General features: G+C 65.9%; 31 protein-coding genes and 1 pseudogene. 20 read left to right on the top strand and 12 right to left on the bottom strand.

Annotation, left to right across the window (positions count from 1 at the left end; genetic code table 11):
• Window positions 1-131: 131 nt before the first annotated feature.
• Window positions 132-443, top strand: a complete 312-nt coding sequence (locus ABZ942_RS04120; protein WP_357378831.1) for an EthD family reductase — start codon at window positions 132-134, stop codon at window positions 441-443.
• 614 nt (window positions 444-1,057) lie between these two features.
• On the opposite strand, the gene ABZ942_RS04125 is transcribed toward ABZ942_RS04120, so the two are convergent.
• From ABZ942_RS04125 to ABZ942_RS04140, 4 genes are all read right to left on the bottom strand, one after another.
• Window positions 1,058-1,750 (bottom strand): DUF6304 family protein, encoded by a 693-nt coding sequence (locus tag ABZ942_RS04125; protein WP_357378833.1) that lies wholly within the window; start codon window positions 1,748-1,750, stop codon window positions 1,058-1,060.
• A 355-nt stretch (window positions 1,751-2,105) separates the two neighbouring features.
• Window positions 2,106-2,663, bottom strand: a complete 558-nt coding sequence (locus tag ABZ942_RS04130; RefSeq protein WP_357378835.1) for a hypothetical protein — start codon at window positions 2,661-2,663, stop codon at window positions 2,106-2,108.
• A 298-nt stretch (window positions 2,664-2,961) separates the two neighbouring features.
• Window positions 2,962-3,678, bottom strand: coding sequence for a MerR family transcriptional regulator (locus ABZ942_RS04135; protein ID WP_357378837.1), 717 nt, complete (start codon window positions 3,676-3,678; stop codon window positions 2,962-2,964).
• A 44-nt stretch (window positions 3,679-3,722) separates the two neighbouring features.
• Window positions 3,723-5,147 (bottom strand): serine hydrolase domain-containing protein, encoded by a 1,425-nt coding sequence (locus tag ABZ942_RS04140; protein ID WP_357378839.1) that lies wholly within the window; start codon window positions 5,145-5,147, stop codon window positions 3,723-3,725.
• A gap of 59 nt (window positions 5,148-5,206) precedes the next feature.
• Between ABZ942_RS04140 and ABZ942_RS04145 the strand changes: the two genes are divergently transcribed.
• Window positions 5,207-5,515: a hypothetical protein gene (locus tag ABZ942_RS04145; RefSeq protein ID WP_357378841.1), complete on the top strand. Its 309-nt coding sequence runs from the start codon at window positions 5,207-5,209 to the stop codon at window positions 5,513-5,515.
• A gap of 38 nt (window positions 5,516-5,553) precedes the next feature.
• Here the strand turns inward: ABZ942_RS04145 and ABZ942_RS04150 are convergent, their stop codons facing one another.
• The 6 genes and pseudogenes from ABZ942_RS04150 to ABZ942_RS04175 form a co-directional block, all read right to left on the bottom strand.
• Window positions 5,554-5,928: a MerR family transcriptional regulator gene (locus tag ABZ942_RS04150; protein ID WP_357378842.1), complete on the bottom strand. Its 375-nt coding sequence runs from the start codon at window positions 5,926-5,928 to the stop codon at window positions 5,554-5,556.
• A gap of 444 nt (window positions 5,929-6,372) precedes the next feature.
• Window positions 6,373-6,807 carry a GNAT family N-acetyltransferase gene (locus ABZ942_RS04155; RefSeq protein ID WP_357378843.1) on the bottom strand — a complete coding sequence of 145 codons (435 nt, stop codon included), beginning with the start codon at window positions 6,805-6,807 and terminating at the stop codon, window positions 6,373-6,375.
• Between the two features lie 42 nt (window positions 6,808-6,849).
• The gene (locus ABZ942_RS04160; RefSeq protein WP_357378845.1) at window positions 6,850-7,569 is read right to left on the bottom strand and encodes an ABC transporter ATP-binding protein; all 720 of its coding nucleotides are present in this window, start codon (window positions 7,567-7,569) and stop codon (window positions 6,850-6,852) included.
• The gene (gene cbiQ, locus ABZ942_RS04165) at window positions 7,566-8,327 is read right to left on the bottom strand and encodes a cobalt ECF transporter T component CbiQ (RefSeq protein WP_357378847.1); all 762 of its coding nucleotides are present in this window, start codon (window positions 8,325-8,327) and stop codon (window positions 7,566-7,568) included. The genes ABZ942_RS04160 and cbiQ overlap by 4 nt, the downstream gene beginning before the upstream one ends.
• Entirely contained in the window at window positions 8,328-8,675 is a 348-nt protein-coding gene (locus tag ABZ942_RS04170; RefSeq protein WP_357379368.1) for a PDGLE domain-containing protein, read from the bottom strand.
• Between the two features lie 51 nt (window positions 8,676-8,726).
• Window positions 8,727-9,371 (bottom strand): annotated as a pseudogene (locus ABZ942_RS04175) (energy-coupling factor ABC transporter permease); the annotation flags it as partial.
• Window positions 9,372-9,492: 121 nt separating this feature from the next.
• Between ABZ942_RS04175 and ABZ942_RS04180 the strand changes: the two are divergent.
• Together ABZ942_RS04180 and ABZ942_RS04185 are read left to right on the top strand one after the other, a co-directional pair.
• Window positions 9,493-9,864 (top strand): metalloregulator ArsR/SmtB family transcription factor, encoded by a 372-nt coding sequence (locus ABZ942_RS04180; RefSeq protein WP_357378849.1) that lies wholly within the window; start codon window positions 9,493-9,495, stop codon window positions 9,862-9,864.
• A gap of 30 nt (window positions 9,865-9,894) precedes the next feature.
• Window positions 9,895-10,017: a YegP family protein gene (locus ABZ942_RS04185; protein ID WP_357378851.1), complete on the top strand. Its 123-nt coding sequence runs from the start codon at window positions 9,895-9,897 to the stop codon at window positions 10,015-10,017.
• A gap of 39 nt (window positions 10,018-10,056) precedes the next feature.
• Here ABZ942_RS04185 and ABZ942_RS04190 read toward each other — a convergent pair whose 3' ends face one another.
• Window positions 10,057-10,236 (bottom strand): hypothetical protein, encoded by a 180-nt coding sequence (locus ABZ942_RS04190; RefSeq protein ID WP_357378853.1) that lies wholly within the window; start codon window positions 10,234-10,236, stop codon window positions 10,057-10,059.
• 277 nt (window positions 10,237-10,513) lie between these two features.
• Here ABZ942_RS04190 and ABZ942_RS04195 point away from each other — a divergent pair, with 277 nt between their 5' ends.
• From ABZ942_RS04195 to ABZ942_RS04270, 16 genes are all read left to right on the top strand, one after another.
• The gene (locus ABZ942_RS04195) at window positions 10,514-10,663 is read left to right on the top strand and encodes a TetR/AcrR family transcriptional regulator C-terminal domain-containing protein (RefSeq protein ID WP_357379370.1); all 150 of its coding nucleotides are present in this window, start codon (window positions 10,514-10,516) and stop codon (window positions 10,661-10,663) included.
• 70 nt (window positions 10,664-10,733) lie between these two features.
• A complete protein-coding gene (locus ABZ942_RS04200; protein WP_357378855.1) occupies window positions 10,734-11,108 on the top strand; it encodes a hydrogenase maturation nickel metallochaperone HypA in 375 nt (124 codons plus the stop codon).
• Complete coding sequence (gene hypB / locus ABZ942_RS04205) at window positions 11,066-11,920, top strand: hydrogenase nickel incorporation protein HypB (protein ID WP_357378857.1); 855 nt, start codon at window positions 11,066-11,068, stop codon at window positions 11,918-11,920. Before ABZ942_RS04200 ends, hypB begins: the two co-directional genes overlap by 43 nt.
• Before the next feature lie 84 nt (window positions 11,921-12,004).
• A complete protein-coding gene (locus tag ABZ942_RS04210; protein WP_357378859.1) occupies window positions 12,005-13,060 on the top strand; it encodes a hydrogenase expression protein HypE in 1,056 nt (351 codons plus the stop codon).
• 11 nt (window positions 13,061-13,071) lie between these two features.
• On the top strand, window positions 13,072-14,868 hold the full coding sequence (locus ABZ942_RS04215; protein ID WP_357378861.1) for a nickel-dependent hydrogenase large subunit: 1,797 nt from the start codon (window positions 13,072-13,074) through the stop codon (window positions 14,866-14,868).
• Between the two features lie 28 nt (window positions 14,869-14,896).
• On the top strand, window positions 14,897-15,838 hold the full coding sequence (locus ABZ942_RS04220; protein ID WP_357378863.1) for a NifU family protein: 942 nt from the start codon (window positions 14,897-14,899) through the stop codon (window positions 15,836-15,838).
• Window positions 15,835-16,476 (top strand): DUF5947 family protein, encoded by a 642-nt coding sequence (locus ABZ942_RS04225; protein WP_357378865.1) that lies wholly within the window; start codon window positions 15,835-15,837, stop codon window positions 16,474-16,476. Before ABZ942_RS04220 ends, ABZ942_RS04225 begins: the two co-directional genes overlap by 4 nt.
• Complete coding sequence (locus ABZ942_RS04230) at window positions 16,476-17,147, top strand: DUF6084 family protein (protein WP_357378867.1); 672 nt, start codon at window positions 16,476-16,478, stop codon at window positions 17,145-17,147. Before ABZ942_RS04225 ends, ABZ942_RS04230 begins: the two co-directional genes overlap by 1 nt.
• On the top strand, window positions 17,144-18,469 hold the full coding sequence (locus ABZ942_RS04235) for a hypothetical protein (protein ID WP_357378869.1): 1,326 nt from the start codon (window positions 17,144-17,146) through the stop codon (window positions 18,467-18,469). The genes ABZ942_RS04230 and ABZ942_RS04235 overlap by 4 nt, the downstream gene beginning before the upstream one ends.
• A 132-nt stretch (window positions 18,470-18,601) precedes the next feature.
• Entirely contained in the window at window positions 18,602-19,117 is a 516-nt protein-coding gene (locus tag ABZ942_RS04240; protein ID WP_357378871.1) for a hydrogenase maturation protease, read from the top strand.
• A 3-nt stretch (window positions 19,118-19,120) separates the two neighbouring features.
• On the top strand, window positions 19,121-19,363 hold the full coding sequence (locus ABZ942_RS04245) for a HypC/HybG/HupF family hydrogenase formation chaperone (protein WP_357378873.1): 243 nt from the start codon (window positions 19,121-19,123) through the stop codon (window positions 19,361-19,363).
• On the top strand, window positions 19,360-21,804 hold the full coding sequence (locus tag ABZ942_RS04250; RefSeq protein ID WP_357378875.1) for a carbamoyltransferase HypF: 2,445 nt from the start codon (window positions 19,360-19,362) through the stop codon (window positions 21,802-21,804). Before ABZ942_RS04245 ends, ABZ942_RS04250 begins: the two co-directional genes overlap by 4 nt.
• A gap of 16 nt (window positions 21,805-21,820) precedes the next feature.
• Window positions 21,821-22,153: a HypC/HybG/HupF family hydrogenase formation chaperone gene (locus tag ABZ942_RS04255; protein WP_357378877.1), complete on the top strand. Its 333-nt coding sequence runs from the start codon at window positions 21,821-21,823 to the stop codon at window positions 22,151-22,153.
• On the top strand, window positions 22,150-23,262 hold the full coding sequence (gene hypD / locus ABZ942_RS04260; RefSeq protein WP_357378879.1) for a hydrogenase formation protein HypD: 1,113 nt from the start codon (window positions 22,150-22,152) through the stop codon (window positions 23,260-23,262). The genes ABZ942_RS04255 and hypD overlap by 4 nt, the downstream gene beginning before the upstream one ends.
• Window positions 23,255-24,334, top strand: a complete 1,080-nt coding sequence (hypE, locus tag ABZ942_RS04265; RefSeq protein WP_357378881.1) for a hydrogenase expression/formation protein HypE — start codon at window positions 23,255-23,257, stop codon at window positions 24,332-24,334. The genes hypD and hypE overlap by 8 nt, the downstream gene beginning before the upstream one ends.
• Before the next feature lie 28 nt (window positions 24,335-24,362).
• Window positions 24,363-25,103 (top strand): DUF6390 family protein, encoded by a 741-nt coding sequence (locus ABZ942_RS04270; protein ID WP_357379372.1) that lies wholly within the window; start codon window positions 24,363-24,365, stop codon window positions 25,101-25,103.
• Between the two features lie 283 nt (window positions 25,104-25,386).
• On the opposite strand, the gene ABZ942_RS04275 is transcribed toward ABZ942_RS04270, so the two are convergent.
• Window positions 25,387-25,836: a pyridoxamine 5'-phosphate oxidase family protein gene (locus ABZ942_RS04275; protein WP_357378883.1), complete on the bottom strand. Its 450-nt coding sequence runs from the start codon at window positions 25,834-25,836 to the stop codon at window positions 25,387-25,389.
• Window positions 25,837-25,868: the final 32 nt, after the last annotated feature.

The raw sequence follows: 25,868 nt of genomic DNA on the forward strand, positions 1-25,868 counted from the left end.
AACGATCCGTTCTGAGTCTATCCCGTCCCGGTCTTTCCCTCGACCACATATCAAGCCCTAACCTGCGCATATGACGATTCAACCGACCGCGGTACCGGACACCGCACTCATACACGATGCAGGAGGCAGTCATGCATAAGTTGCTGGTCCTGTATCCCAAGCCCGTCGACCCTGACCACTTCCGCGACTATTACGTGACCAACCACCTTCCACTGGTCATGAAGTGGCCCGGCCTGCTTGCGTGGCGCTACAGCTTCGACGTGGCGGCGAAGAGGGGAGAAACGCCCTATTTCGCGGTCTTCGAAGCCGACTTCGCCGACGCCGCCGCCATGACCACGGCACAGGCGTCGGAGTACGGCCTGCGGGCGGCCGCCGATGTCGTCAACTACGCCACCGGCGGTGTGGTCGTCATCGACTATCCGGTGCAGGACGGCATCGGCTGAGGCAGGACGGTACGCTGCGGGACGCGTTCGGTCGGCCGTTGCGGCCAGGTCCAGCTATCGGCGCAACGCCGTTCCCGGTTGCCGGTTCGTTGAGCGTCAAAGGTGGGCCGATGTCCCGGCCGGCGAAGACGAAGTTTTCCCAACCAAACTGGTCAGCCTCGCGCAAGGGCATCGTCGATTTCCGGGATGGATAAGCAACGCCCAACTCGCTAGCTCGAACGCGCTACTTTGCCGCGGAGCGCGCGATTCGAGAGGACAGTGGCCGGGGTCGGCCGCTAACGCCTTAAAACATCCGGAATTGCCGATGAGCGGTCGAACACGCGCCGAGCGACCAGGCCTGCGACTGGCGTCCCGATCAGCATCGGCTGGTTGCCCCTCCTTGTACTGGTTGGCCAGTCAGGATGATCAGCAATTTCCGCTGGAGCAACGCGTGGGTGTAGAGCCGAACATCGTTGCACTGTAATGGCTTTCGTTGTTTATCGCCTGATTTCGGACCGAGCCCGTCGCCGTAATCGATCGCTCCGAGAGTCCCGGCGTGCCGCTCACGGGCGAATTTCCGGATTGGGCTAGCACACATCAAGGGCCCGGTCCGGGTCTTCGTAATGGTCGGTGATTTACACACCGAACCCGGTACCGGGGATGCGGAATCGGTATTCCGGGCACAGATAGTTCTCCGGCACTTCCTCGGTGATCAGGTCCGGTGTGTAGTCGCGTTTGGATCGGACGGCGAGGTAACGAGTTCGGGCTTCGCGGTGGCAGTTGATACCGACCATGTCGTAGCCGATATACGGTGAGTAGCCGGCGAATTGGCAGGTGTGACAGCAGATCAGGTGGATGTTGGGTGGAAAGGCGGCCGCGAGGCGGGCCAGGCCCTCGTCGAGGCCGCCGTCGACGTCCACTTCGTAGGTCGTGCCGTCCAGGTGCACTGCGAAATGTTGGTTCAGCGGTGGGCGGTCGGCCCGCAGGTCGACGGTGAACCGCACGATTGCCGAGCGCCGGTCACCGTCGATCTCGGCCGCACACGGTAGGTCCGCGTGCAGGACGCATCGGTACAGCACGCAGGCGTACTTGTCGTCGGTCTCGTTCAGCAGCGGCAGCGCCGCGGCAGCGGCATGGGCGTCGTCGGGTTCGAGTCCGTCGAAAGCCCCTCCTGTCACCAGCATTCCGCGAATGACGGTTCGAATAAAGAAGCTGCGAGCGTGCCCGACGTCGCCCGTGGTGGGCACGAATTGCCACACAAGGGGTTCGACGCCGCGGTCATCCGCATAACTGCCGGAAAAGGACTGCACCGGCATTCCGAACACCATGGGTCCATTGTGCGCAGCGGCCCGCGACCTCGGCAACCTGGATCGCTACAACCAGTTGAGTTCGACTGCTCCGGCCAGGGCGTTGCAGCAACTGACCGCACGTGAGCAGCGGGCGCTGCCTGTACTGGAGAGACTGGTCGCCGTGCTGGAAGCCGCCGCGGAGCGCGCGTTGGTCGGCCGTCCGGAATCGTTGGCTGACAGCACTTTTCAACACGCGCAAATAGCTGCTTACAGCGCGACCGGAAGGGTGCGATGTGCTGCGGTACGGAATATCCACATCTGGCCGATGAGAGGATGTTTGGTATTCATTGCAGCAGAACAGAGCGGTTGCCGTCTGCGCAATGTGGCCCTGCTGTCAGCCGCCGACTGTGGTGAGTGCTGTCGTCCAGTCGGTGGCGATGGCCTCCTGCGCTGATTGCAGCGGCACCGTGCCATTGCAGACCAGTTGGTGCAGGCGGTTTTCCACGCTGTCCTTGGCGTTGGGTGAGGCGTCTGGTTCCACCCAGAGGTTGCGCGGATCGTTCGGGTCGCCGCCCAGTTCCAGCGGCACCAGATGATCGTATTCGGCCGAGGAGAGCGGGCCGGTGTAGTCGTAGGACTTGGCGTTGAGCTTCTTCTCGGCGTTGGTGATCGAGGCCGGTGGCCGGATGGACTTGGTATAGCCGGACCGGCAGATGGTCGAGTTCAGGGTATCGGGTATGACTTTGGGATTCGTGGCGCCGGGTGTGCAGGCGGGATCCGGGAGGGCTGCACCGCCCGCGGCCGTTCGGTAATGGCAGTTGCTCGGCTGCGGTTCGACCACGTAGTTCCCGGAGGGGCCCGGTCCCACCGGAATTGTGGCCAGCGCCGTGCCAGTGGATACGAAAAGCGTTGCTGTCAAACCTATTCCGACCACAATCACTCGCGTTCTCATGCCTGATCCTAAGCAGTCGCACGCCACGACGGCCGCAAATCGACTGAGACATTTGGTGAATGGTAAGCAAACAGGCGAATCGGAGAGCACCGCAAGAGGTTTCGACGTCAACCTCGATGTCGCCGCCCGGTACGAAGGACCCAGGCGCCGCGCGCCTCGCTGAACCGCGCGCGTCGTTGACCGCCTGAACCCGCACCGATTTCAGGATGTTGCACGTGCTATTGCGCTGTGCCCGGTGTGAGTGTTGGGTCACGCGAGCGAGCACGCATGTCGAACCGGGCAGGACACCGAATCGGGGCTAGCCCTTCATGAGTTGGGCGAGGCGGTCCCATGCCGGGGAAGAGGCGCCGGGTTGGGACTGTGCGGCCAACCGAGCGATGGTCGGATTGTGGACGGGGTGGGTCTCGGATCGGCTGTGGTTGGCGAACCAGTTCCGGGTACGGTCCGCTAGGGCGGGGAGGCGGGGATCGTTCGGCGACCAATCGTAGGCGGCGTCGTGTTCGAGGTAGATGGCACGGAACTCGGGATCGGTGATGAGGTCGCGTTTTTCGGTGATCCACCGGGCGGCGTCCTCGGGTGCGGCTGTCTGCATGAGGATCCAGCCGTCGCGTTCCAGGTGTATCCGGTGTTCGCTGACGCCGAGTTCGCGTAGATCGTCGAGATAGTCGGCGACTTCCGGGGAGACGAAAAGCCGTTCGCCGCCGCGCAGTTGGGCAAGTTGGTCGCGGGTTCGTCGCAGCTGCGCGATGCGGTCTCGGAGGTCGCGGTCGATCTCGGCGATGGCGGCGGTGAGCGTGTCCGGGTCCGCGTCGTGGAGGTCCTTGATGCGGGCCAGCGGCACGCCCGCCTCGGCCAGGGTTCTGATCTTGATGAGGTCGACGGCGTCTTGGGCGGTGTAGCGCCGGTAGCCGGACGAGTCGCGGTCGGGTTCGGCGAGCAGACCGCGTTCGTGATAGTGGCGGATGGCTTTGATGGTCACTCCGGCGTATTCCGCGAGCCGGCCGATCGTGATCATGCTGGATATCCTTCCACTCGAGGCGGTCAGGTTATACGGAACGGTCAGGCCCGTCGGGTCAGGCGGCCACCGCCGTTGCGGAAGCGCGCTTGCCCGTCGCGGAGGTCATGGTAGGAGACGAGCAGCAGTCGCAGGTATCCGTCGAACGTCTCGAGTGGGTATCCGGCGGGCGCGAAAAGGCCGGGACGGATCGGGACGTAGCGCTGCGGCGGGGCAGAGGTCATGCCGCCGGCGAATGCGGTGAAGATCTGCCGCTGCGATTCGTCCGCGGGTTCGTAGGTCATCCGTTCTTCGAGCTGACCGTCGACGATGCTGACGTCGATGCGGAGCTGATCGGAGCGGTAGGTGCCCACGTAGGGAGTGAGGTCGACGTCGGGCTCGGATTCGGTGACCAGAGTGGGGATCTGGACGCCGAGACGATCGCGAAGGAGTCGTTGCAGGACCTGGTCGTGCAGCATGATCGCCCCCGAGGTGTTGCCGTAGGCGGTGAAGACCAGGTCGTGTTCGGGCACGACGCACAGGATGGACACGCCGCCGGGCGAGGCGCCCGACATGGCGAGGACGGTCGTGTCACCGAACGGATACCGCACCCAGCCCAGGCCCATCGGCGGGACGTTCGGGGTCGCCATGTCGTGGGAGACCTGCTGCATCAGCGTGGTGGACTCGGTCGAGAGGACGCGTGTGCCGGAGGGGGACACGCCGCCCGCGAGGTGGGTGCGTCCGAAGGCGAGCAGATCGGTGATGGTGCCGATCGGTGTGCCGCCCGCAGGGCCCCACGTGTCGGGCAGCATGAACATGCTGGTGGGTTCGGCCGCCATAGTTTCCGGGTTCAGGAAGTGGCCTACAGCGGTGCTGCGCAGGATGGCCTGCTCGGCTGAAGTGCCGGAGTCCGACATCGCGACGGGTGTGTAGATCTCACGCTCGAGCAGGTCGGAGAAGGGCAGACCGGTCACCACTTCGAGCAGGCGGCCCGCAACGATCATGCCGCCGTTGGAGTAGCTGAGCTGCTCGCCGGGCTCGAACAGGGTGCCGCAGCTGCTCGCGAGGCCCTCGACGTAGGTCTTCAGGGCGGCGCGGCCCTTGGCATCGGGGAAGAACAGGTCTGCGTCGATGCCATTGGTGTGCGAGATCAGGTGCCGGACCAGGATCTTGTCCGCCGCGCCCGGTGCGGTCAGGACGAATTCGGGTAGGTACTTCACTACCGGCGCGTCAAGGTCGAGCAGTCCGCGCTCGACCTGTTGGAGGACCAGCGTGGTGGTCAAGACCTTGGTGACAGAGCCGAACAGGAATCCGGTGTCCTCGAGCATCGCCGCGCCGGTGGCGACGTTCGCGGTGCCGTGGGCTATGACGATCTGTTCGCCGGCGTGGTAGACGCCCGCGACGAACCCGGGAATGTTGTTGGACTGGCAGTAAGCAGCGACCTGCTCACGGATCTGGGTTTCGAGGGTGTGCAGTGCGTTGTTGTTCATGCGAACCATCGTCGAACCTTGCCCCAGGGGCAAGGTCAAGCCCAGGGACAAGGAAACCTGTGGACGCCGCCGCCTACCTCGAAAAGGCGGATCCGACTGCGCGCTATACGGCCGACTCCCGCGCATTACTCGGCGCGCTGTACCTGCTCGCGGCGCGAAAGGCGCGGCAGGCATGCAGGGACATTCCGGAAACCGATCGTCTCCTCGCCCGCGCGCAGGCGCAGACTCGGTATCTCGGCGCCGACCATCGGTCGAGAGGAGTCATGTTCGGGCCGACGGAGATCAGTATCGCCCGCATCGAGATGGCGTTGAGCCACGCGAACTTCGACGACGTCGCGCGACTCGCAGCGCTCGCGGGCCTCGCCTGACAGGGGTCGGGCGCCCATTCGGGCGGTGCGTGGTTCGGTCACGTTCTCTTTCCAGGGTCAGCCGGGTCGGCGCGCTGGTCGAGGGTGTGCTGCAAATCGGCGTTGAGGCGCTGGGCTTCGGCGAGCTGGTCTTCGAGGATGACGATGCGGCACGCCGCCTCGAGGGTGTTTCCGGCGTCGACGAGTTCGCGTACGCGTCCGGCGATGCGCAGTTGGTAGCGCGAGTAGCGGCGGTGCCCGCCCGATGACCGTTGCGGGGTCAGGAGTTGGGCGGCGTCGAGGCCGCGCAGGAATGCTTGGGTGACGCCGAGGATTTCCGCGGCTCTGCCCATGCTGTAGGCGGGGTAGGTGTCGTCGTCGAGTTTGTCTGCGGCGCTGGGGCCGTCGGCGGGGTCGGTGTTCGGTTGCTGCACAGCACCTCTCGGGATTCAACGTCAGGCAGGCCCCGGCGCGTGTGCGCCGGGGCCTGGGATTACGGAAGAGGGGTATCAATTCTGTTCACCGGCCACGAAAGCCGATGTTCCACACCGCATCCGACACATGCCGGGACGCGGAACCGATAAATGACTACTCAGTGACCACCTCCTGGATTGCCGGTTCGAGCTGCGCCTTACTTGTCCATCTTGCGTGTTCGTCCCCCTCCGGCGGTCCGGCCGAGTGCACCGGATTCTCTTCTCCGCCGGAGGGGACGGGGTGGAACTTTCATTCCGGGCAGTTCACCTGCCCGGCCTCTCGATCTTCTCTTCGAACAACAGAGACTGTATACCCGCTTCCGTAGAATGTCTACACTCACCACGGTAGATTTTCATCCTCGGATACGGTCGGTTATCTCATGAGTGGGTGGACCCGCGGGTGGTCTAGAGGGATAGGCGGTAGGTGAGGGAGTCTCGGGGGCTGAAGCCTGCTCGCTGGTAGAGGCGGTTGGCGGACTCGCGGGATGGTCGCGAGGTCAAGTCGACGGTGCGGGCTCCGGCTTTGCGTGCGAGTTCGACTGCCGCGTGGGTGAGGTCGAACGCGACACCCTTGCCTCGGGCGGATTCGTCGACGACCACGTCTTCGATCCGGGCTCGGATGCCGGTCGGGATCGGGTAGGTGATGAGCGTGAGCATGCCGACGACGCCTATCTCGGACGAGGCGATGAGCAGCGTCGCGGAGTCGGACGCGATCAGTTCGGCGAGCCCGTCGATGGTCAGCGGCGCGGCCGTCGTCGAAAGCTGTCGAACGAGCGCATTCACCTCTGCTACCAGGTCTGCCGTGGCTTCCAGTGCCGTTGCGATTTGGATATCACCCATTGGCTCAACGTAATCGACGGATCGGGGCGTCGATTGTGTCGGTCAGCTCAGGCGGTGTTTGGCGAGAAGGGCTGTGTCGTCGAGGATTTCGTGGGTGGGGCCGTCGGCGACTATGCGGCCTGCGTCGAGGATTACTACTCGGTCGCAGATGCGTTGGGCGTAGGGGAGGTCGTGGGTGACCATGAGAATGGTGGTGGGGAGGGCGGTCAGGACGTCGGCTAGTTCGCGGCGGGCCACGGGGTCGAGGTTGGCGGCTGGTTCGTCCAGGACGAGGACTTCTGGTTGGCAGGCCAGGACGGTTGCCAGGGCGGCGCGGCGGCGTTCGCCTACGGAGAGTTGGGTGGGGGAGCGGTCGGCTCGGTCGGACATGCCCACGGCGGCCAGGGCGGCACGGACGTTTTCGGTGAGCTGGTTGCCGCGGATGCCGAAATTGGCTGGGCCGAAGGCGACGTCCTGTTCGACGGTGGGCATGAAGAGTTGATCGTCGGGGTCCTGGAAGACGAGGCCGACGCGTTGGCGGATGGTGCGAACGGTATTGCGGTTCAACAGGGTTCCGCCGATGTGTACCTCGCCGGATGCCGCGATGAGGACGCCGTTGAGGTGCAGCATCAGGGTGGATTTTCCGGCGCCGTTGGGGCCGAGGACGGCGACCCGTTCGCCGGGGGCGATGTCGAGATCGACGCCGTGCAGTGCGCCGGTTCCGTCGGGGTAGGCGAAGGTCAGGTCGACCAAACGTACTGCGGGCGTTATCGAGTCGGTCATCGCAGCGTCCAGGCGGTCAGGCAGACGCAGATCGCGGCGACGGCGGGTAGGCAGCCGAGTAGCCATTGCGTTCGTGTCGCGGGTTGGGTGCCGAAATCCGGTACGGCGCCGTCGAAACCGCGCGACAGCATCGCCAGGTGCACTCGCTCGCCGCGTTCGTAGGAACGCAGGAACAAGGTGCCCGCACCACGTGCCGTCGCACCTGCTTGGCGCAGCGTTCGCGGGTCGTCGCCGCGGGAGATCCGCGCCAGCCGCATCCGCGCCGCCTCCGCTAGCAGCACGTCGACGTAACGCAGCATGAGCACGACAATGGTGACGATCATCCCGGGAACGCGCAGCCTGGTGAGTCCGCCCGGCAATTCGCGCACGTTCGTAGTAGCGGCCAACGTCAACGAAACTCCCACGCCGATAGTCCCTTTCGCGACGATCCCCCAGGCGGCGTAAAGCCCGATGGTGGACAACGACAGCCCGAGAAACGACGTTCTCGGCTCACCCGCCGCGAACGGCAGCAACACCGCCAGCACAACAAAGGGCAGCTCGATCAGCAGCCGAGGCGCGATCCAGCGCAACGGAATGCCCGCCCACCTCCAGAACGCGACCAAACCGAGCGCATAACAACCGAAGGGCCAGAACAATTCTCGCGGCGTCGCCACGACGGCGAACACCGTCAGCACCGCGCACGCGATCTTCACCTCGGCCGGAACCCGATGCGCCGGTGAACTTCCCGGCAGATACAGGCGATGACTGGCAACGGTCACTTACGTCGACTCCGACCCGGCGTGGTTCTTCCGTCCGGTCCGAATCAGGTTCACCACGCCGAACAACACCGCGAACGCGGCCGCCACCCCGAGAACGCCTGCCACGCCGGTGAGTTTGTTGTCGCCATCGATCGTGTACCCCGCCAACGGCGACTTCGCGAGATGATGCTCCTTGGCATTCTTGGCGATGCAGTCGCCCTGCAGTTGTTCGGCGCCGTCGACCTGAACCACGGTGCAACCACGCTGAGTGGTGGCGTCGAGCCCGTCCGGCTGCGAACTCGCCACGTAGGACAGCAGTCCCGCGATGAGCACCGCCACCGCGGCGAACGCGAACAGGAATCCGGTCATCGACAGTCGCGGCCGCAGCGGTGTCGCGGCGGTGCGGCGCTGACCGGTGACCCGCAACAGATAGACGAGGTCGGGTCGCGCGTTGACCACGGCGATGAGCGTGATCGCGGTGATGATCCCTTCCCCGACACCGATCAGCGCATGCGTGATGAGCATGTAGCCCGCGACCGCCCCGACCGTCGAGCCCGCCGCCCCGCCGATCGCGTACTCGATCACGAAACCCGAGGAAGCGCCGACAGTTCCGACGAACGCCGCCACGAATCCGACGATCCCGATCCCCGCATCGGCTCGTCGCCGCGACAGCACCGGCAGCACGAGCCGCGCGACCGTGTACCCGACCGTCACCCCGATCAGCGACATGTTCGTGATGTTCGTGCCGAGCGCGGTCAACCCGCCATCGGCGAACAGAAGTGCTTGCACGACAAGGACAATCGCCACGCACAGCGCGCCGACGTACGGCCCGACCAGAATCGCGGCGAGCGCACCGCCCAATAGGTGCCCGCTCACCCCCGGCATGATCGGAAAGTTCACCATCTGCACCGCGAAAATGAATGCGGCCACCAGCCCGGCCATCGGCGCGGCCCGCTCATCAAGTTCGGCACGGGCCCGCCAAGCCGCGAAACCTAGGCCGCCAACCGCTATTACCGCGAAGATCAACGAGGTCGGCGCGTTCACGATGCCGTCGCTCATGTGCATGGCCTGGGTGGTGCGATAGCTCACCTCTGCAGACGATACGCGCGATATCTGTTCAGATGAACATATGTTCCTATATCGCCGAGGACTGGTCGTATTCGCCCAGGACCGGCAGAGTAGACATGTGGCAGTGAGCATTCCGCTGGACCCCGATCACGCAGGCCGCGCCGCATCGGGTTTGGATATCGCCGGCATCGAGCACTGGGCGGGCCGTTTCGACCTGCTCTCCGACGCCAACCGGCTCCGCCTCCTGGTGTGCCTGCACCACGCACCCGACATCAGCGTCAGCGATCTCGCCGCCGCCGTCGGCATGTCCGGCACCGCGGTCTCGCACGCATTGCGCCTGCTCCGCCACCAAGGTTGGGTATCCAGTGCCAAACACGGCCGCATCGTCCGCTACCGCCTCGCCGACGACACCATCCACGACCTGCTGCACTGGATCGGTGCCACCCACGCCGAGGAATCGATCGAGCAGGAAGCCGTGCGCAGCACCTGATTGCCCATCGGTAGCCGTTAGCGACTGGAGGTGCTGAACGGCGAGGTCATCGCTGCCACCCAGGCGTATGAGAGCGAGACCGCGGCGCAGAACGGCATCGAGTCGGTGCAGAAGAACGCCGCCGTCGCCACGGTCGACGATCAGATCGGGTAGTCAATCGGCAACGTGCACAACCTCGTTGCCGGAGATTGCCTAGCTGCCGCCCTCGCTGGTCGCGCCCCGTAGTCCATCGAGGACTTCGGGGCCCGCGAGCGCCGCGCACCTCGGATCCGCCAGCGACGCGAACGCGAAGGTGCGACGCGCGGTCCAGCGAGTGGAGTGCACGAGCCGCCGGCTCAATTGCACGAAACCCGCGACGGAGGCGGCGATCACCTACGCGTCGGGGGCTCCGGCGGTGAGGCGTTGGGCCTGCCGCAGCCACGATGCGGCGTCCTCGGGCCAGTCGACAACGGCCGACACGCGGTGGCCACGCCCGCGCCACGCCGAGGCAAAAGCATTCGCCGCAGCGGCCGAGTGGAAATCTCGGCTGTGTCCGATGCTGACGGTCGTGCCAGATTGATGTTGTTGCTGCAACATCACCAGGAGGCGCTCGAGCTCGGCTCCGGTATGCGGAGCGGAATACGACAGCAATCCCTACCGGCCCGATCGCATCGAAAAGGTCGTCGACACTGCCCGATACCCACTGACCGCCCAATTGGTAGGCACCCTATTCACTGCTGATTACGACGCCGAGTTCGACTACGGTCTGCGCGTCATTCTGGCCGGAATCGGCACTACCAGAACGGGACAACCGCGCTGATTCGGTCACGACGGCGCAGGGCGCGGAGGTAGCCTCGAAAGGGGGCCTACTCGATGATCCGAGAACCGCGATGCACGAAATGGCCATTACCCAGAGCGTCATCGACGCCGTGTGTGAGCACGCCGCCGGCCGGACGGTGCACAGTGTCACCGTAGAGGTCGGCGCGTTATGTGCGGTGGTGCCCGACGCGATGCAATTCTGTTTCGAACTCGCCGCCGAGGGGACGGTCGCCGAAGGCGCGCGACTGGTCATTCAGCAAATACTCGGCACCGCCGAGTGTCGTTCTTGCGGCGCCGAATTCGGCCTGGCCGATCCGATTGTGCTGTGTCGTTGCGGGAGCGCTGATGTCGAGATCCTTTCCGGACGCGACCTACGCATCCGGTCGATGGAAGTGAGCGAAGCATGTGCGCAACCTGTGGATGTGGCGACGACGCGGCAGCCGTGATCCGCGTCCCGCACGAACACCACCAGCACGGCGATCATGAGCACGACCACGAGCACGGCCATGATCATCACCACGAGCACCAGCACGGCCCCGGCGCCGATCATGCGCACCTGCCGCGCACCGAGACGGTAAGCCTGGAAATGAAGGTTCTGGCCAAGAACGACGAACTGGCGCAACGTAATCGGGAATGGCTGGCCGAGCGCGACATCCTCGCGCTCAACATGATGAGCTCACCCGGCGCGGGCAAGACCACGCTGCTGGAGCGGACCATCCGGGAGCTCGGCGAGCTGCCGGTCGCGGTGATCGAGGGCGACCAGGCCACCCTGCTCGACGCCGAGCGCATCCAGGCCACCGGCTGCAAGGTGGTGCAGGTCAACACCGGCGCCGGTTGCCATCTGGATGCCGAGATGATGCACCGCGCGCTGGAGACCCTGGACCCCGCGCCGGGCACCTTGCTGTTCATCGAAAATGTCGGAAATCTCGTCTGCCCGGCACTATTCGATCTCGGCGAACGCAGCAAGGTCGTGGTTATCTCGGTGACCGAGGGCACCGACAAGCCGCTGAAGTATCCGCACATGTTCGCCGCCGCCGAGTTGGTGCTGATCAACAAGATCGATCTGCTGCCCTATGTCGACTTCGATCTGGACAAGTGCGGCGAGTTTGCCAGCGCGGTGAACCCCGGTGTGCAGATCCTGCCGCTGTCGGTAACCACAGGTGAAGGCGTGAATCGTTGGTACAGGTGGCTTTTCGAGCAACGACGTCCTCTGAAATCGGCCGCCCTTGAGGATGCCGTCAGGCGGGGCCTAGAATAACGTGATCAGGATCACATTCGGATGATGTGTCTTCAAGCCCAGTGAGACCGCAACCGAAGATCCGCTGTGGAAGGTGGCAGCTAGATGCCAACTCAGGAAGCAGTGCGAGCCGAAGAGACTCTGATCCATGTGCTCTGGATCAATGCGGGTCTCAGTTGCGATGGCGACTCGGTAGCACTAACCGCCGCCACCCAGCCAAGTATCGAAGAGATCGCCTTGGGTGCCCTACCTGGGCTGCCCAAAATTGCGGTGCATTGGCCGCTGATCGATTTCGAGTGCGGTCCGAACGGTGGGGCCGACGACTTCCTGGAGTGGTTTTTCAAAGCCGATAGAGGCGAATTGGAACCCTTTGTGCTGGTCGTAGAGGGTTCGATACCTAATGAAAACCTGCACGATGAAGGCTATTGGTGTGGTTTCGGCAATAACCCCGCGACGGGCCAGCCGATGACCACCAGCGAGTGGCTGGACCGTCTCGCGCCGAAAGCGACCGCGATAGTCGCGGTCGGTACCTGCGCGACCTATGGCGGCATCCACGCGATGGCAGGCAACCCGACCGGAGCCATGGGGGTGCCCGACTACCTCGGCTGGGATTGGCAGAGCAAGGCGGGCATTCCGATTGTCTGCGTGCCCGGCTGTCCCATTCAGCCGGACAATCTGTCGGAGACGCTCACCTATCTGCTCTACATGGCCACCGGTCAAGCGCCGATGATCCCGCTCGACGAGGCATTGCGACCCAAGTGGTTGTTCGGCGCGACGGTGCACGAAGGATGCGACCGCGCAGGCTATTACGAGCAGGGCGATTTCGCGACCGAATACGGTTCGCCGAAATGCATTGTCAAACTCGGCTGTTGGGGCCCGGTTGTGAAATGCAATGTGCCCAAACGCGGTTGGATCAATGGCGTCGGTGGCTGCCCGAACGTGGGCGGCATCTGCATCGGCTGCACGATGCCCGGCTTCCCCGACAAGTTCATGCCATTCATGGACGAACCACCCGGCGGGAAGCTCTCCTCCGCCGCATCAGGGCTCTACGGATCCATGATCCGCAGCCTCCGACACATCACCGGCCGCACGGTCGACAAGGAGCCGCGCTGGCGGCACAAGGGCGAGAAGCTGACGACTGGCGCGACTCGCACCTGGTAGGAGGATCTTCGATGACTGCCATCATCCCCGAGCCGTCGCGCAAGGTGATCGACCCCAACAGTCTCGTGGAGATGGCCTGGGATCCGATCACGCGCATTGTCGGCAGCCTGGGCATCTACACCAAGATCGACTTCGAGAACCGGGAAGTCGTTGAGTGCCATAGCACTTCATCGATCTTCCGCGGCTACTCGATCTTCATGAAGGGCAAGGATCCACGCGACGCGCACTTCATCACCAGCCGCATCTGCGGCATCTGCGGTGACAACCACGCGACGTGCTCCTGTTACTGCCAGAACATGGCGTACGGGGTGAAGCCGCCGAACCTGGCCGAGTGGATCGTCAATCTCGGCGAGGCCGCCGAGTACATGTTCGACCACAACATCTTCCAGGAGAACCTGGTCGGCGTCGATTTCTGCGAACGGATGGTCGCCGAGACCAATCCCGGCGTGCTGGCGATGGCGGAGAAGACGCTCTCGCCGCACTCCAACGACCACGGCTACCGGACCATCGCCGACATCATGCGGGCGCTCAACCCGTTCACCGGCGAGTTCTACCGGGAAGCCCTGCAGGTCAGCCGGTACACGCGCGAGATGTTCTGCCTGATGGAAGGCAGGCACGTGCATCCGTCCACGTTGTATCCCGGTGGCGTCGGCACGGTCGCGACCATTCAGTTGATGACCGACTACATGTCCCGGCTGATGCGCTATGTCGAGTTCATGAAGAAGGTCGTGCCCATGCACGACGACCTGTTCGACTTCTTCTACGAGGCGCTGCCCGGTTATGAACAGGTCGGCCTGCGCCGCACCCTGCTCGGGTGCTGGGGCTCGTTCCAGGACCCCGATTTCTGCAACTTCAACTACAAGGACATGGCGGAGTGGGGCCGCAAGATGTTCGTGACTCCGGGTGTTGTCGTCGACGGCAGGCTGGTCACGACGTCGCTGGTCGATATCAACCTCGGCATCCGAATCCTTTTGGGCAGTTCGTATTACGACGACTGGACCGATCAGGAGATGTTCGTCAAGTCTGACCCGCTAGGCAATCCGGTCGACCGGCGCCACCCATGGAACCAGCACACCAATCCCCGGCCGCAGAAGCGCGACATGGACGACAAGTACAGCTGGGTCATGTCGCCGCGCTGGTACGACGGCAAGGACCATCTCGCGCTGGACACCGGCGGTGGGCCGCTCGCCCGCCTGTGGCCGACGGCACTGGCCGGGCTGGTCGACATCGGCTACGTGAAGTCGACCGGGCACAGCGTGCAGATCAACCTGCCGAAGACCGCGCTGAAGGGACCGGTCAGCTTCGAATGGCACATCCCCGTGCACGGCAGCAACACGATCGAACGCAACCGGGCCCGCACCTACTTCCAGGCCTATGCCGCGGCGTGCGCTTTGCACTTCGCGGAGAAGGCCCTGGCGGAGATCCGGGCCGGCCACACCAAGACCTGGGAGAAGTTCGAGGTGCCCGACGAGGGCATCGGCTGCGGCTTCACCGAGGCAGTGCGCGGCGTGCTGTCGCATCACATGGTGATCCGGGACGGCAAGATCGCGAACTACCACCCGTACCCGCCGACGCCGTGGAACGCCAACCCGCGCGACAGCTACGGCACACCGGGCCCGTACGAGGACGCGGTGCAGGGGCAGCCGATCTTCGAGGAGAACGACCGCGAGCACTTCAAGGGCATCGACATCATGCGCACCGTGCGCAGCTTCGATCCCTGTCTGCCGTGCGGCGTGCACATGTATCTCGGCAACGGTAAGACGCTGGAGAAACTGCACTCACCGACGCAAACGCTGACCGCCGAGTGAGGCCCGGTCGAGCGGAGGGTCGGAGAAGATGACGGTAGACGATCGCCCGGGAGACCAGCCAGACACCGCACTCGACGACGAAACCCGCTGGCGCACAGCGGGTGAACGGATCGAGACCCTGCTGGACGCGAGTTCGGCGGGCGGGGCCATGGCCCGTGAGCGCGCCGAGAATCTGGTGCGTGAGGTCGCGGATCTGTACGGCGCCGGGCTGCAACGGGTGCTGCGGTTGCTCGGCAACGACACCGACACGATCGATCGCCTCGTCCGCGACGATCTGGTGGCCAGCCTGCTGCTGGTGCACGGACTGCACCCGCACGACGTGCACACCAGGGTGCGGACGGCCCTCGACACCGTGCGGCCCTACCTCGGGTCGCACGGTGGGGACGTGGCGCTGCTCGGCGTCGCCGACGGAGTGGTGCGGCTCGAGCTGTCGGGCAGTTGCAAGACCTGTCCGTCGTCGTCGGTGACCTTGGAGCTGGCGGTCGAGGACGCGGTGCGAGCCGCCGCGCCCGAGATCGTGTCCATCGAGGTGGCGGAAGCGCAGGCAGCTTCGGCGGGTGTTATCGCCGCCGACTCGCTGTTCTCTCGGGTGCACGCCAACGGACAGCAGTCCGGCCAGCCCGCCGGAAACTGGGTGGCGGTACCGGAATTCGCGGAACTGCAGCCGGGCGAGGTGGGCGGTTTCGACATCGCCGGGCTGATCGTGCTGGCCTGCCGGGTGGGCGACAACCTGTTCGCCTATCGGGATCACTGCCCGGCCTGCGACAGCTCGCTGGCCGGGGCCGCGCTGCATCGGCGGGTCGGCTATCCGGTCGGCGACGCGGTGCTGCGCTGCCCGAACTGTCTCGCGCATTTCGATGCGGTGCGGGCCGGCGCGCGAGTGGACGGCGAGGGGCATCTCGAACCGCTGCCCGTGCTGGTGCGTTCCGGTGAACTGTCGGTGGCGGTACCGGTGGGGGTGAGTGGGTGACCTCGCCGTTTCGCGCCCTGCGGCGGATCACCGCCGACCGGCCCCCCGTGGCGCCGGTCGGCGAGCGGTGCGAGATGTGCGCCGAGCCGATCTCCGACGAACACCAGCATGTGGTGAATGTCGAAGGCCGACAGCTGATGTGCACCTGTCGCGGGTGCTATCTGCTGTTCACCGATCAGGGCGCGCAGCTGCGCTACCGCGCGGTGCCGGACCGCTATCTGCACTTCCCCGAGTTCACCATCAGTCAGGGGGAGTGGGACGGCCTGGAAATCCCGGTGGGCCTTGCCTTCTTCTTCCGCAACTCGGCCCTTGATCGGACCGTCGCGTTCTACCCGGGGCCGGCCGGTGCCACCGAATCCGAACTGCCGCTTGCCGAATGGCAGGCGGTCCTGGATCGGCATCCCGAATTGACCGTGCTGGCACCGGATGTCGAGGCGTTGCTCATCCGGGTGCCGGAGCACGGCACCGGCGATGCCGTGTGCCTGCTGCTGCCGATCGACACCTGTTACGAGTTCGTCGGCCGGATGCGCACGCTGTGGCGCGGTTTCGACGGCGGGCAGGATGTGCACGACTATCTCGACGAGTTCTTTGCCGCCGTGTCCGCTCGCGCGAAACCGGCTCGACCGGGCGGTGCGTGATGAGCCCGGTCAACTCGATGACCTTCGCGGTACTGGACATAAAGCCGGAACCGTACGCCGTCGCACCGAATCTGACCGCGCGCATCGGCATCGCCTCGCTCGCCGATGAGCCCGTGCACGCGATCGCGTTGCGGGCGCAGGTGCGCATCGAACCGCACCGGCGCCGCTACTCCGAGGAGGAGGGCGAAGGCCTGGCGGACCTGTTCGGGCCGCGGGAACGCTGGCGCGACACCCAGCGGACCTTTCTCTGGATGCACTGTGCCACCATGATTCGCGGGTTCAGCGGTGGGTCCGAGGTGGATCTGCCGATGCCGGTCACCTACGACTTCGAGGTGACCGGGTCCAAATATCTGCATGCGCTGCGTGCAGGCAGTGTGCCGTTGCTCTTTCTGTTCAGTGGCACGGTATTCCTCAAAGGGACAACGGGTTTCGGGATTCAGCAGATCCCGTGGGACCGTGAGGACAAGTTCGACATGCCGGTACAGGTCTGGCGTGACGTGATGGCCGCGCACTATCCGAACTCCGGCTGGGTGCGGCTGACCAGGGAGACCCTGGACGCGCTTGCCGCGTACAAGTCCGACCACGGGATGCTCGGGTTCGACGACGCGGTGACTTCGTTGTTGGCGCGTTGCCCGGAAGAGACTCCATCGACCGGCGAGGCGCCGTCATGACCGCCGAGACCAGGGCCAGAGCGCGCGCCGTCGCCGACGCGGTGCTGTACGAGGGCTACCTGCTGTATCCCTATCGCGCGAGCTCCCGAAAGAACCAGTCGCGCTGGCAGTTCGGTGTGCTCGGCCCCGAGGGCGCCGCCGCGAACGGGCTCGGCGAAGAGCCGAGTATGTCGGCGCAATGTCTGATCGACGCGACCGCCGACACGGCGATCACCCTGACGGTCCGGTTCCTGCAGTTGCAGCGGCGCGCCGTCGAGGATCGGGACGGGGCGCGGATCGCGGAACTGACTGTCGGGACGCGTTCGTGGATCACCTGGGACGAGGCCGTCGAGCGCGAAATCGTCATCGGCCCAGTGCCGCTCGCCGCCGGGACGTGGCCGGTGCAGGTGCCGGGCGGCACCGATACCGAAGACATTGCCAACGCGACAGGCGAGGCGGCCGGTCGATTGGTGCGCACCCGCCTCGCGCTGGACGCGCAACTGGAGCTCGCCGTCGATCAGGACGCGGGCTACCTCCGGCTCTCGGTACTGGTCCGCAATACCGGCGCGGCCGCGACGGATCAGCGCGACGCGATCGCCCGCTCGCTGATCGGCGCCCACATCATCGCCGAAGTCACCGACGGACAGTTCATTTCGCTGCTCGAACCACTGGACGATGCGGCCGACGCCGCCGCCCGGTGTGCGCGCGACCGCTGGTTCCCGGTGCTCGCCGGACCGCCCGGCGACCGGAGCCTGCTGCTGATCTCGCCGATCATCCTCTACGACCACCCGGAGATCGCCGAGCAGAGCGACGGTCCACTGTTCGACTCCACCGAGATCGACGAGATCCTCACGCTGCGCGTGATGACGATGACCGACGACGAAAAAGCGCAGGCCCGCGCCACCGATCCGCGGGCGGCCCAGATCATCGACCGCTGCGACGCCATGACGCCGGAGTCGATGCAGCAGCTACACGGCGTGCTGCGCGACCCGCATCTCGGGCAACCGCAACTGATTCCGGAAATCCCCGAGGGTGTCGACTGGTGGGATCCGCTGGCCGACAACGCCGTTCAACCCGAGTCCGACGCGGTATCGATCGGCGGCGTGCGGGTGCGCAAGGGCAGCAAGGTACGGCTGCACCCGTCCCGGCGGGCCGACGCGCAGGACCTGTTCTTCGACGGCAAGCTCGCCCGCGTCACCTCCGTGCACGAAGACGTCGACGGCCACGCCCACGTCGGCGTCGTCATCGACGACGACCCGGCGGCCGACCTGCACGAATGGTACGGCCGCTACCTGTATTTCGCGCCGGACGAGATCGAACCACTCATCAGCCCCGAAAAGTAAAGGAAGGTCCGATATGGAGATCGTCGGAATTGTTGCGACCGCGGTTGTCGCGGTGATCGTCGTCGGAGCCGCCTATGTCGGCGTGCGATCGATACCGGATTTGCGGCGGTACCTGAAGATTCGTCATATGTAGTGACGAGGACGGTGCTGGTCGCGGGGATCGGCAATATCTTCCTCGGCGACGACGGATTCGGGCCGGAGGTGGTGCGGCGGCTGCCACGCCATCCCGACCCCGCGGTGCGCGTGATCGATTACGGCATCCGCGGCATGCACCTCGCGTACGATCTGCTTGACGGGTGGGACGCGCTGGTACTGATCGACGCACTACCGAATCGCGGTGCGCCGGGCCGTATCCGGGTGTTCCAAGCCGAATCCGACAGCGACGGTGCCGCGAACCTCGATGCGCACGCCATGAATCCAGAGGCGGTGTTCGCCAGCGTCCGTGCCCTCGGCGGCACCTTGCCCCCGACCTACGTGATCGGCTGCCAGGTCGAGTCCGTGGACGAGAGGATGGGGCTGTCCGAACCCGTTGCGGCCGCTGTGGATACGGCGGTGGCAGCCGTCGTCGAAGTCCTCGCGGATTTGTCGCCGGTGCCGATCGTCGAATCCGCCCGCCCCACGCCTACAGCAGCTCGACAGGAGGAATGACCGATGTGCCTTGGCATTCCCGGCCGCGTCGTCGAAATCCTCGACGGCTACCACAATCAGATCGCGCTGGTCGATGTCCAGGGCGAGAAGCGCAAGGTGAATATCGGTCTGCTGGAGGATGATCCGGCGCGGCCCGGTGACTGGGTGATCATCCATATGGGTTTCGTGATGGAGAAGACCGACGAGGCGGGCGCGGCGGCGGCGTTGGCCGGGTTGCGCATGCTCGGGAGCGGTGAAGAACCATGACCGTGCACCGGTCGCGGCGCAAGGTGGTGGTGCGCGGCGTGGTGCAGGGGGTCGGCTTCCGGCCGTTCGTCTACACCACCGCCGCCGAACTGGCGCTGGCCGGCCGCGTATCGAACGACAGCTCCGGCGTGCTCATCGAAATCGAGGGCACACCAGCCGATCTGGACGAATTCGTGCGCCGGGTACGCGAGCGTCCGCCGCCCCTCGCTGTAGTCGAATCGGTCGAGCAGCACACCATCCCGCTGCGCGGCGGCACCGGCTTCCACATCGCCGACACCACCCGCGACGGCGCGGGCCGCACCCTGGCCTCGCCCGACGTCGCACTCTGCGCTGACTGCGCCCGCGAACTCGCCGACCCCGAAAACCGCCGCCACCGCCACCCGTTCATCAACTGCACCAACTGCGGCCCCCGCTTCACCATCATCGCCACCCTGCCCTACGACCGCCCGCACACCTCGATGGCCGCCTTCCCGATGTGCGCCGACTGCGCCCGCGAATACGCCGATCCCACCGACCGCCGCTTCCACGCCCAGCCGATAGCCTGCCCCCACTGCGGCCCAACCCTCGCCTACACAGGCCCGGGCGACCCTCTCACCGCCGCCCGAAACCTGTTGCGCGACGGCGGCATCCTCGCCGTCAAAGGCATCGGCGGCTACCACCTCGCCTGCGACGCCACCAACGAATCCGCCGTCGCCGAACTCCGCAGGCGAAAGCGCCGCGGCGACAAGCCTTTCGCGGTCATGGTGCCCGACTTGGATACCGCCCGCGCGATTGTCGAAGTCGATGCCGCGGCCGCCGCGTTACTGGCAAGCCCCGCGCGGCCGATAGTGCTGCTCGCTCGCCGCGCTGCGTCCGGCCAGCGGTCGCGCGTTCGGTCCGATGTTCCGATCGGCATCGAGGGAGACGCCGGCCTGGTGCCCGGTGGATCCGGGACGCCAGACGGCTTCGAAGGCAGCAATGACGTTGGGCTCACGGTGCTTGCCGACGAAGCGTTGCCCACCGATCGTGCGAGTCTCGCCGTAAATGTGCTTCCGGCGGCGTCGGTAGCTCCTGGCAATCCCGATTTGGGCGTCATGATCGCGTACGCCCCATTGCACCTGCTGCTGTTCGGGTTGCCCGGCGATCCGCCCGGCCCGCAGGTGTTGGTGATGACTTCAGGCAATCTCGGTGGTGAGCCGATCTGCTATGACGACAACGATGCCCGCACTCGCCTCACCGGCCTCGCGGACGGCTGGCTGTCGCATAACCGGCGCATCCTCGTCCCCTGCGATGACTCGGTAGTCCGTGTGGTCGACGGCATCGAGCTGCCGGTGCGCCGCTCTCGCGGCTACGCACCGCTGCCCCTGGCCTTGCCCATCCCGATGCCGCCGACGCTGGCGGTGGGCGCGGACCTGAAGAACACGTGCGCGGTGGCGGACGGGCGATACGCGTGGCTCAGCCAGCACATCGGTGACATGGACGACCTCGCCACGCTGCGGGCCTTCGACGACGCCGAACACCATCTCGAGCAGCTCACCGGCGTTCAGCCGATCCAGCTTGTCGCCGACGCGCACCCACGCTATCGCTCCACCGCGTGGGCGCAGCGCAATGCGGGCGACCGCCCGGTGCGCCTGGTGCAGCATCATCACGCCCACATCGCCTCGGTGATGGGGGAGCACGGATTGGGTGCGGCGGCAACGGTTCTCGGTATCGCCTTCGACGGCACCGGGTTCGGACCGGACGGCGCAGTATGGGGTGGTGAGGTGCTCTCGGCCGGTTACAAGGGGTTTCGGCGGCTCGCCCATCTGAAGTACGCGCCATTGGCGGGCGGTGACGTGAGCGTGCAGCGGCCGTATCGGATGGCGCTGGCGCACCTGTGGGCGGCGGGTATCGACTGGTCGGAGTCGATCCCTTCGGTGCGCGCCTGTCCCGCCGACGAACGTGCCGTGCTGAACCATCAATTCGAGACCGGCCTCGGTTGTGTGCCGACCTCCAGCATGGGCAGATTGTTCGACGCGGTGTCGTCGCTGGCCGGCGTCCGGCACGTGGTGGACTACGAGGCGCAGGCGGCGATCGAGCTCGAAGGGCTGGCTCGCGGCGTTTCGGACGACGCGGGATACCGGTTCGCGGTGCATGCCGACGAAACCACCCCCGCTCTGCTCGACCCGGCCCCCGTTCTCGCTGCGGTAATTGCCGATGCGGCACAAGGTGTCCCGGCCGCCGTCGTCGGCGCGCGTTTCCACGACGCGGTGGCGTACCTGATTCTCCAACTGGCGGTGGCCTATTCGGCACCGTCGTCCCCTGTCGCCCTCTCCGGCGGCGTCTTCCAGAATGCCCTCTTGCTGGCGCGCTCCCGCGCCCTGTTGCAGGACAACGGCTTTCACGTCATTACCCATCGCAGGCTGCCGCCCAACGACGGCGGACTCGCGTTCGGACAACTACTCGCCGTCAGCGCGGGATGAGGAAAGGAGCGCGGCCATGTGCCTGGCAGTACCAGGAAAGGTGCTCGACCTGCAGGAGCGGGACGGCACCCTGATGTCGGTCGTCGACTTCGGCGGCGTGCACAAAGACGTGTGCCTGGAATACATCCCGGACGCGGCGGTCGGCGACTACGTGGTCGTCCATGTCGGCTTCGCGATCCAGCGCCTGGACGAGGAATCGGCGCTGCGCACCCTCGCCGAATTCGAGCGGCTCGGCGTGCTCAACGAGGAATTCGGCGACGGCTTCGCCCTCGCCGCCAAACAGGCCGGGCTCGCCGACCCCACGGCCGCCGAAACAGCCCCGCAACCGAATACAGAGGTGACGCCATGAAGTATCTCGACGAGTTCAGCAATCCGGAACTGGCCGCGAAGCTGCTCGACCAGATCCGCGGCGTGACCACGCGCCGCTGGGCCATCATGGAAGTCTGTGGTGGACAGACACATTCGATCATCCGGCACGGTATCGACCAGCTGCTGCCGAACCAGATCGAGATGATCCACGGCCCCGGCTGCCCGGTGTGCGTCACCCCGCTCGAGGTGATCGACAAGGCGTTGGCGATCGCCGCCCGCCCCGGCGTGATCTTCTGCTCGTTCGGCGACATGCTGCGCGTGCCGGGCAGTCAGAAGGACCTGTTCCACGTCAAGAGCGAGGGCGGCGACGTGCGCGTCGTCTACTCGCCGCTGGACGCGCTGAACATCGCGCGGCAGAACCCCGACCGTCAGGTGGTGTTCTTCGGCATCGGCTTCGAAACCACCGCCCCGGCCAACGCGATGACCGTGTATCAAGCCAAACGCCTTGGTATCGACAACTTCTCGCTGCTCGTCTCGCATGTGCTGGTCCCGCCCGCCATCGCGGCGATCATGGAGTCGCCGAGCTGCCGGGTCCAGGCTTTCCTCGCCGCCGGGCACGTCTGCAGCGTGATGGGCACCGAGGAGTATCCGCCGCTGGCCGCGAAATACAAGGTGCCGATGGTGGTTACCGGCTTCGAGCCGCTCGACATCCTGGAAGGCATCCGCCGCACGGTGATTCAGCTGGAGGCGGGCAAATACGAACTGGAGAACGCCTATCCGCGCGCGGTGCAGGCGGCGGGCAACCCGGCCGCCCGGGCGATGCTGCGTGACGTCTTCGACGTGACCGACCGCGCCTGGCGCGGGATCGGCATGATCCCGCAGAGCGGCTGGAAGCTGTCCGAGCGCTATCAGGACTACGACGCCGAGCTCCGGTACTCCGTCAGCGAGATGCACACCGACGAGTCATCGATCTGCCGCTCCGGCGAGGTACTGCAGGGCCTGATCAAACCGCACGAATGCGCCGCGTTCGGCAAGGAGTGCACGCCACGGAACCCGTTGGGCGCCACCATGGTCTCCTCCGAGGGCGCGTGCGCGGCCTACTACCTGTACCGGCGCCTGGATCTGCCCGCGGAGGTGGCTCATGCCTGACGAAACGGTCGTCGCGGGGGCGACCATCGACATGGAGAGCTGGGTCTGCCCGATGCCGCTGCGGGACTCGCCCAACATCGTGATGGGTCACGGCGGTGGCGGCGCGATGTCCGGCGAGCTGATCGAGCACCTCTTCCTGCCCGCGTTCGGGGCGGCCGCGGACGCGGGGCTCGGCGATTCCGCGGTGATCACCCTCGGTGGTGTCCGCCTGGCGTTCTCCACCGATTCGTTCGTGGTGAAGCCGTTGCTGTTCCCGGGCGGCTCGATCGGCGATCTCGCGGTGAACGGCACGGTCAACGATCTCGCGATGTCGGGCGCGCGCCCGATGGTGCTGTCCACCGCGTTCATCCTGGAGGAGGGCACCGCGCTGGCCGAGATCGCCCAGGTCGCCAAGGCGGTGGGTACGGCAGCGCTCGCGGCGGGCGTCACCCTGGTCACCGGCGACACCAAGGTGGTCGATTCCGGGCACGGCGACGGCATTTTCATCAACACCGCGGGCATCGGCATTGTCGATGACGGCGTCGACATCCGGCCGCAGCGGGCGCGAGTCGGTGATGTGGTGATCGTCAGCGGCGATATCGGGGTGCACGGTGTCGCGGTGATGAGCTGCCGCGAGGGCCTCGAATTCGGCACCACCGTGTGCAGCGACACCGCGCCCCTCAACGGCCTGGTCGCCGCGATGCTGGCCACCGGCGCCGACCTGCACGTCCTGCGCGACCCCACCCGCGGTGGCGTATCGGCCACGCTCAACGAGATCGCGCGGGCCGCGAAAGTCGGTGTGTCACTGGATGAGCGGAAGCTACCGGTGCCCGCCGCCGTGCGCGACGCGTGCGGTCTGCTCGGGCTCGACCCGATGTACGTCGCCAACGAGGGCAAGTTGGTCGCCTTCGTCGCGCCGCAGGAGGCGGACATGGTGCTCGCCGCGATGCGCGAGCATCCGCTCGGCTCCCGCGCCGCCGCCATCGGTGTCTGCGTCGAGGAACACCCGGGCATGGTGGTCGCGCGGACCGCGCTCGGCGGCACCCGCGTGGTCGACCTTCCGGCCGGGGAGCAGCTGCCCCGGATCTGTTGAGAATGAAGGTTATCGAGAGGAGTTCACGATCGAGCAGGTCATCAGCGGGACCGAGTTCTTCGCCAGGTACGCCTACGCGCCGAACCGGCTCGGCTACTGCGGCCCACCGGAAGCCGTCGCGCTGCGCGGCGGCGCCGAGGCCGACGTGCGCGCGGTGGCCCGGCAGTTCTCCGGCGCGTGGCCCTACCTCCAGGTGATGTCCAAACTGACCGGGATCGCCGACCCACTGGATCACCGCCTCGTCGAATCGTACTGGCTGGGCGGCGGTATCGGCGCGGACCTCGACCCCGACGCGTTCGCAGCCGAGCTGCTCGCCCTCATCGGTCCGATGGCCGGCCACTACTGGACGCACCTGACCACCGACCTCGCCACCGAGGCCGCCGCCAACCACTGCTTCCACGTGCTCGGTGTTTACCCGTGGACTCGCCTGCTCGGCAAGGGAAAAAGCAACCACCCGGTCCAGGTCCTAGATGGCTGCCGCATCTCCTGGGGCACCGTAATCGACTGCGTGGGAACCGATATCACGCTCAACCGTCGCGAACTGGTGTGGGACGACCGCGAACTGCGCCTGTCGGACCCCACACCCCAGCACGCCGAGATCTGGACCGACGGCTACTCGGCCGTCCCCGACGTGACCCCCGGCGACCAAGTCGCCGTGCACTGGGGACGACTCTGCGGCCGCTTGGATCCCAACCAGGTCCAAGACCTCGAAACCAGCACCGACCGCCAACTACACGTCACCAACCAGCGACTGGCCGGACGACACTGATCTCAGGTCGCGCCTTTGTCGACGACATTCATGATCATGGGGAACTGGTGCAGGTGCCCTCTCGGACCGATCCCAGCACCCAGTTCCCCGTGATCTTGATCGCGGCCACGCACCGTGTTCCGTTTGATCGCGAAACCCCATCCTCTGTCCGCGGGATCAGGCGGTGAGGACGAGCTTGCCCTGGAGGTGACCGCCATCGAGCAGCCGCGGTCCTCGAGGCGCTCGACGCCGGTGCGGACCGGTCGCCGAGTGCGGTGGGTGCCCAGTCAACTTGACTACGGACTCAGCGGCGCTTGGTGACCTGTACGCCTTGGCCGGGGCTCCACACCTCGACGACCAGCAGTTGCTGTTCCTGGTCCACGCTGGTCAAGACGGCGGCGCTGAGCTCGAGGCGGAATGCGTGATCTTCCCCCGCCGGGGCGGCGCCGGCCGCCTCGCGCGCGGCCGGATCGGTGAGTTCGATTGCGGTGCCGGATATCTTGGCGTCACCGTCGGATGGGTGGGCGTGGATCGCGCATCGGCCGTCGCGCTGGAGGTCGCGGGCTTTCCTCGCGCCGGGCATGGAGCCGAAGGTGAGGTCCGGGTCGTGGAAGGCGACTTCGGATCCGCTCACTCGGGGAGACCCGTCGCGGCGAATCGTTGCCAGCACATGACTCTCGTGTACCTGGAATCGTCGCTTCACCTCCGCTGCCAACTGTGGGGCTTCGTTCTCGAAATCGCGCCAGGTAGCCACGATCCCTACCCTCTCACGACCCACCGACACGT

Origin of the sequence: Nocardia sp. NPDC046473, from assembly GCF_040645995.1 — a bacterium.
GTDB lineage: Bacteria > Actinomycetota > Actinomycetes > Mycobacteriales > Mycobacteriaceae > Nocardia.

Bases quoted from the DNA above. Each gene is read 5' to 3' on its own strand.
- ABZ942_RS04120 (WP_357378831.1), top strand. From the start codon at position 132: ATGCATAAGTTGCTGGTCCTGTATCCCAAGCCCGTCGACCCTGACCAC.
- ABZ942_RS04125 (WP_357378833.1), bottom strand. From the start codon at position 1,750: ATGGTGTTCGGAATGCCGGTGCAGTCCTTTTCCGGCAGTTATGCGGAT.
- ABZ942_RS04130 (WP_357378835.1), bottom strand. From the start codon at position 2,663: ATGAGAACGCGAGTGATTGTGGTCGGAATAGGTTTGACAGCAACGCTT.
- ABZ942_RS04135 (WP_357378837.1), bottom strand. From the start codon at position 3,678: ATGATCACGATCGGCCGGCTCGCGGAATACGCCGGAGTGACCATCAAA.
- ABZ942_RS04140 (WP_357378839.1), bottom strand. From the start codon at position 5,147: ATGAACAACAACGCACTGCACACCCTCGAAACCCAGATCCGTGAGCAG.
- ABZ942_RS04155 (WP_357378843.1), bottom strand. From the start codon at position 6,807: ATGGGTGATATCCAAATCGCAACGGCACTGGAAGCCACGGCAGACCTG.
- ABZ942_RS04160 (WP_357378845.1), bottom strand. From the start codon at position 7,569: ATGACCGACTCGATAACGCCCGCAGTACGTTTGGTCGACCTGACCTTC.
- ABZ942_RS04170 (WP_357379368.1), bottom strand. From the start codon at position 8,675: ATGACCGGATTCCTGTTCGCGTTCGCCGCGGTGGCGGTGCTCATCGCG.
- ABZ942_RS04200 (WP_357378855.1), top strand. From the start codon at position 10,734: ATGCACGAAATGGCCATTACCCAGAGCGTCATCGACGCCGTGTGTGAG.
- hypB (WP_357378857.1), top strand. From the start codon at position 11,066: ATGTGCGCAACCTGTGGATGTGGCGACGACGCGGCAGCCGTGATCCGC.
- ABZ942_RS04210 (WP_357378859.1), top strand. From the start codon at position 12,005: ATGCCAACTCAGGAAGCAGTGCGAGCCGAAGAGACTCTGATCCATGTG.
- ABZ942_RS04215 (WP_357378861.1), top strand. From the start codon at position 13,072: ATGACTGCCATCATCCCCGAGCCGTCGCGCAAGGTGATCGACCCCAAC.
- ABZ942_RS04220 (WP_357378863.1), top strand. From the start codon at position 14,897: ATGACGGTAGACGATCGCCCGGGAGACCAGCCAGACACCGCACTCGAC.
- ABZ942_RS04230 (WP_357378867.1), top strand. From the start codon at position 16,476: ATGAGCCCGGTCAACTCGATGACCTTCGCGGTACTGGACATAAAGCCG.
- ABZ942_RS04235 (WP_357378869.1), top strand. From the start codon at position 17,144: ATGACCGCCGAGACCAGGGCCAGAGCGCGCGCCGTCGCCGACGCGGTG.
- ABZ942_RS04245 (WP_357378873.1), top strand. From the start codon at position 19,121: ATGTGCCTTGGCATTCCCGGCCGCGTCGTCGAAATCCTCGACGGCTAC.
- ABZ942_RS04250 (WP_357378875.1), top strand. From the start codon at position 19,360: ATGACCGTGCACCGGTCGCGGCGCAAGGTGGTGGTGCGCGGCGTGGTG.
- ABZ942_RS04255 (WP_357378877.1), top strand. From the start codon at position 21,821: ATGTGCCTGGCAGTACCAGGAAAGGTGCTCGACCTGCAGGAGCGGGAC.
- hypD (WP_357378879.1), top strand. From the start codon at position 22,150: ATGAAGTATCTCGACGAGTTCAGCAATCCGGAACTGGCCGCGAAGCTG.
- hypE (WP_357378881.1), top strand. From the start codon at position 23,255: ATGCCTGACGAAACGGTCGTCGCGGGGGCGACCATCGACATGGAGAGC.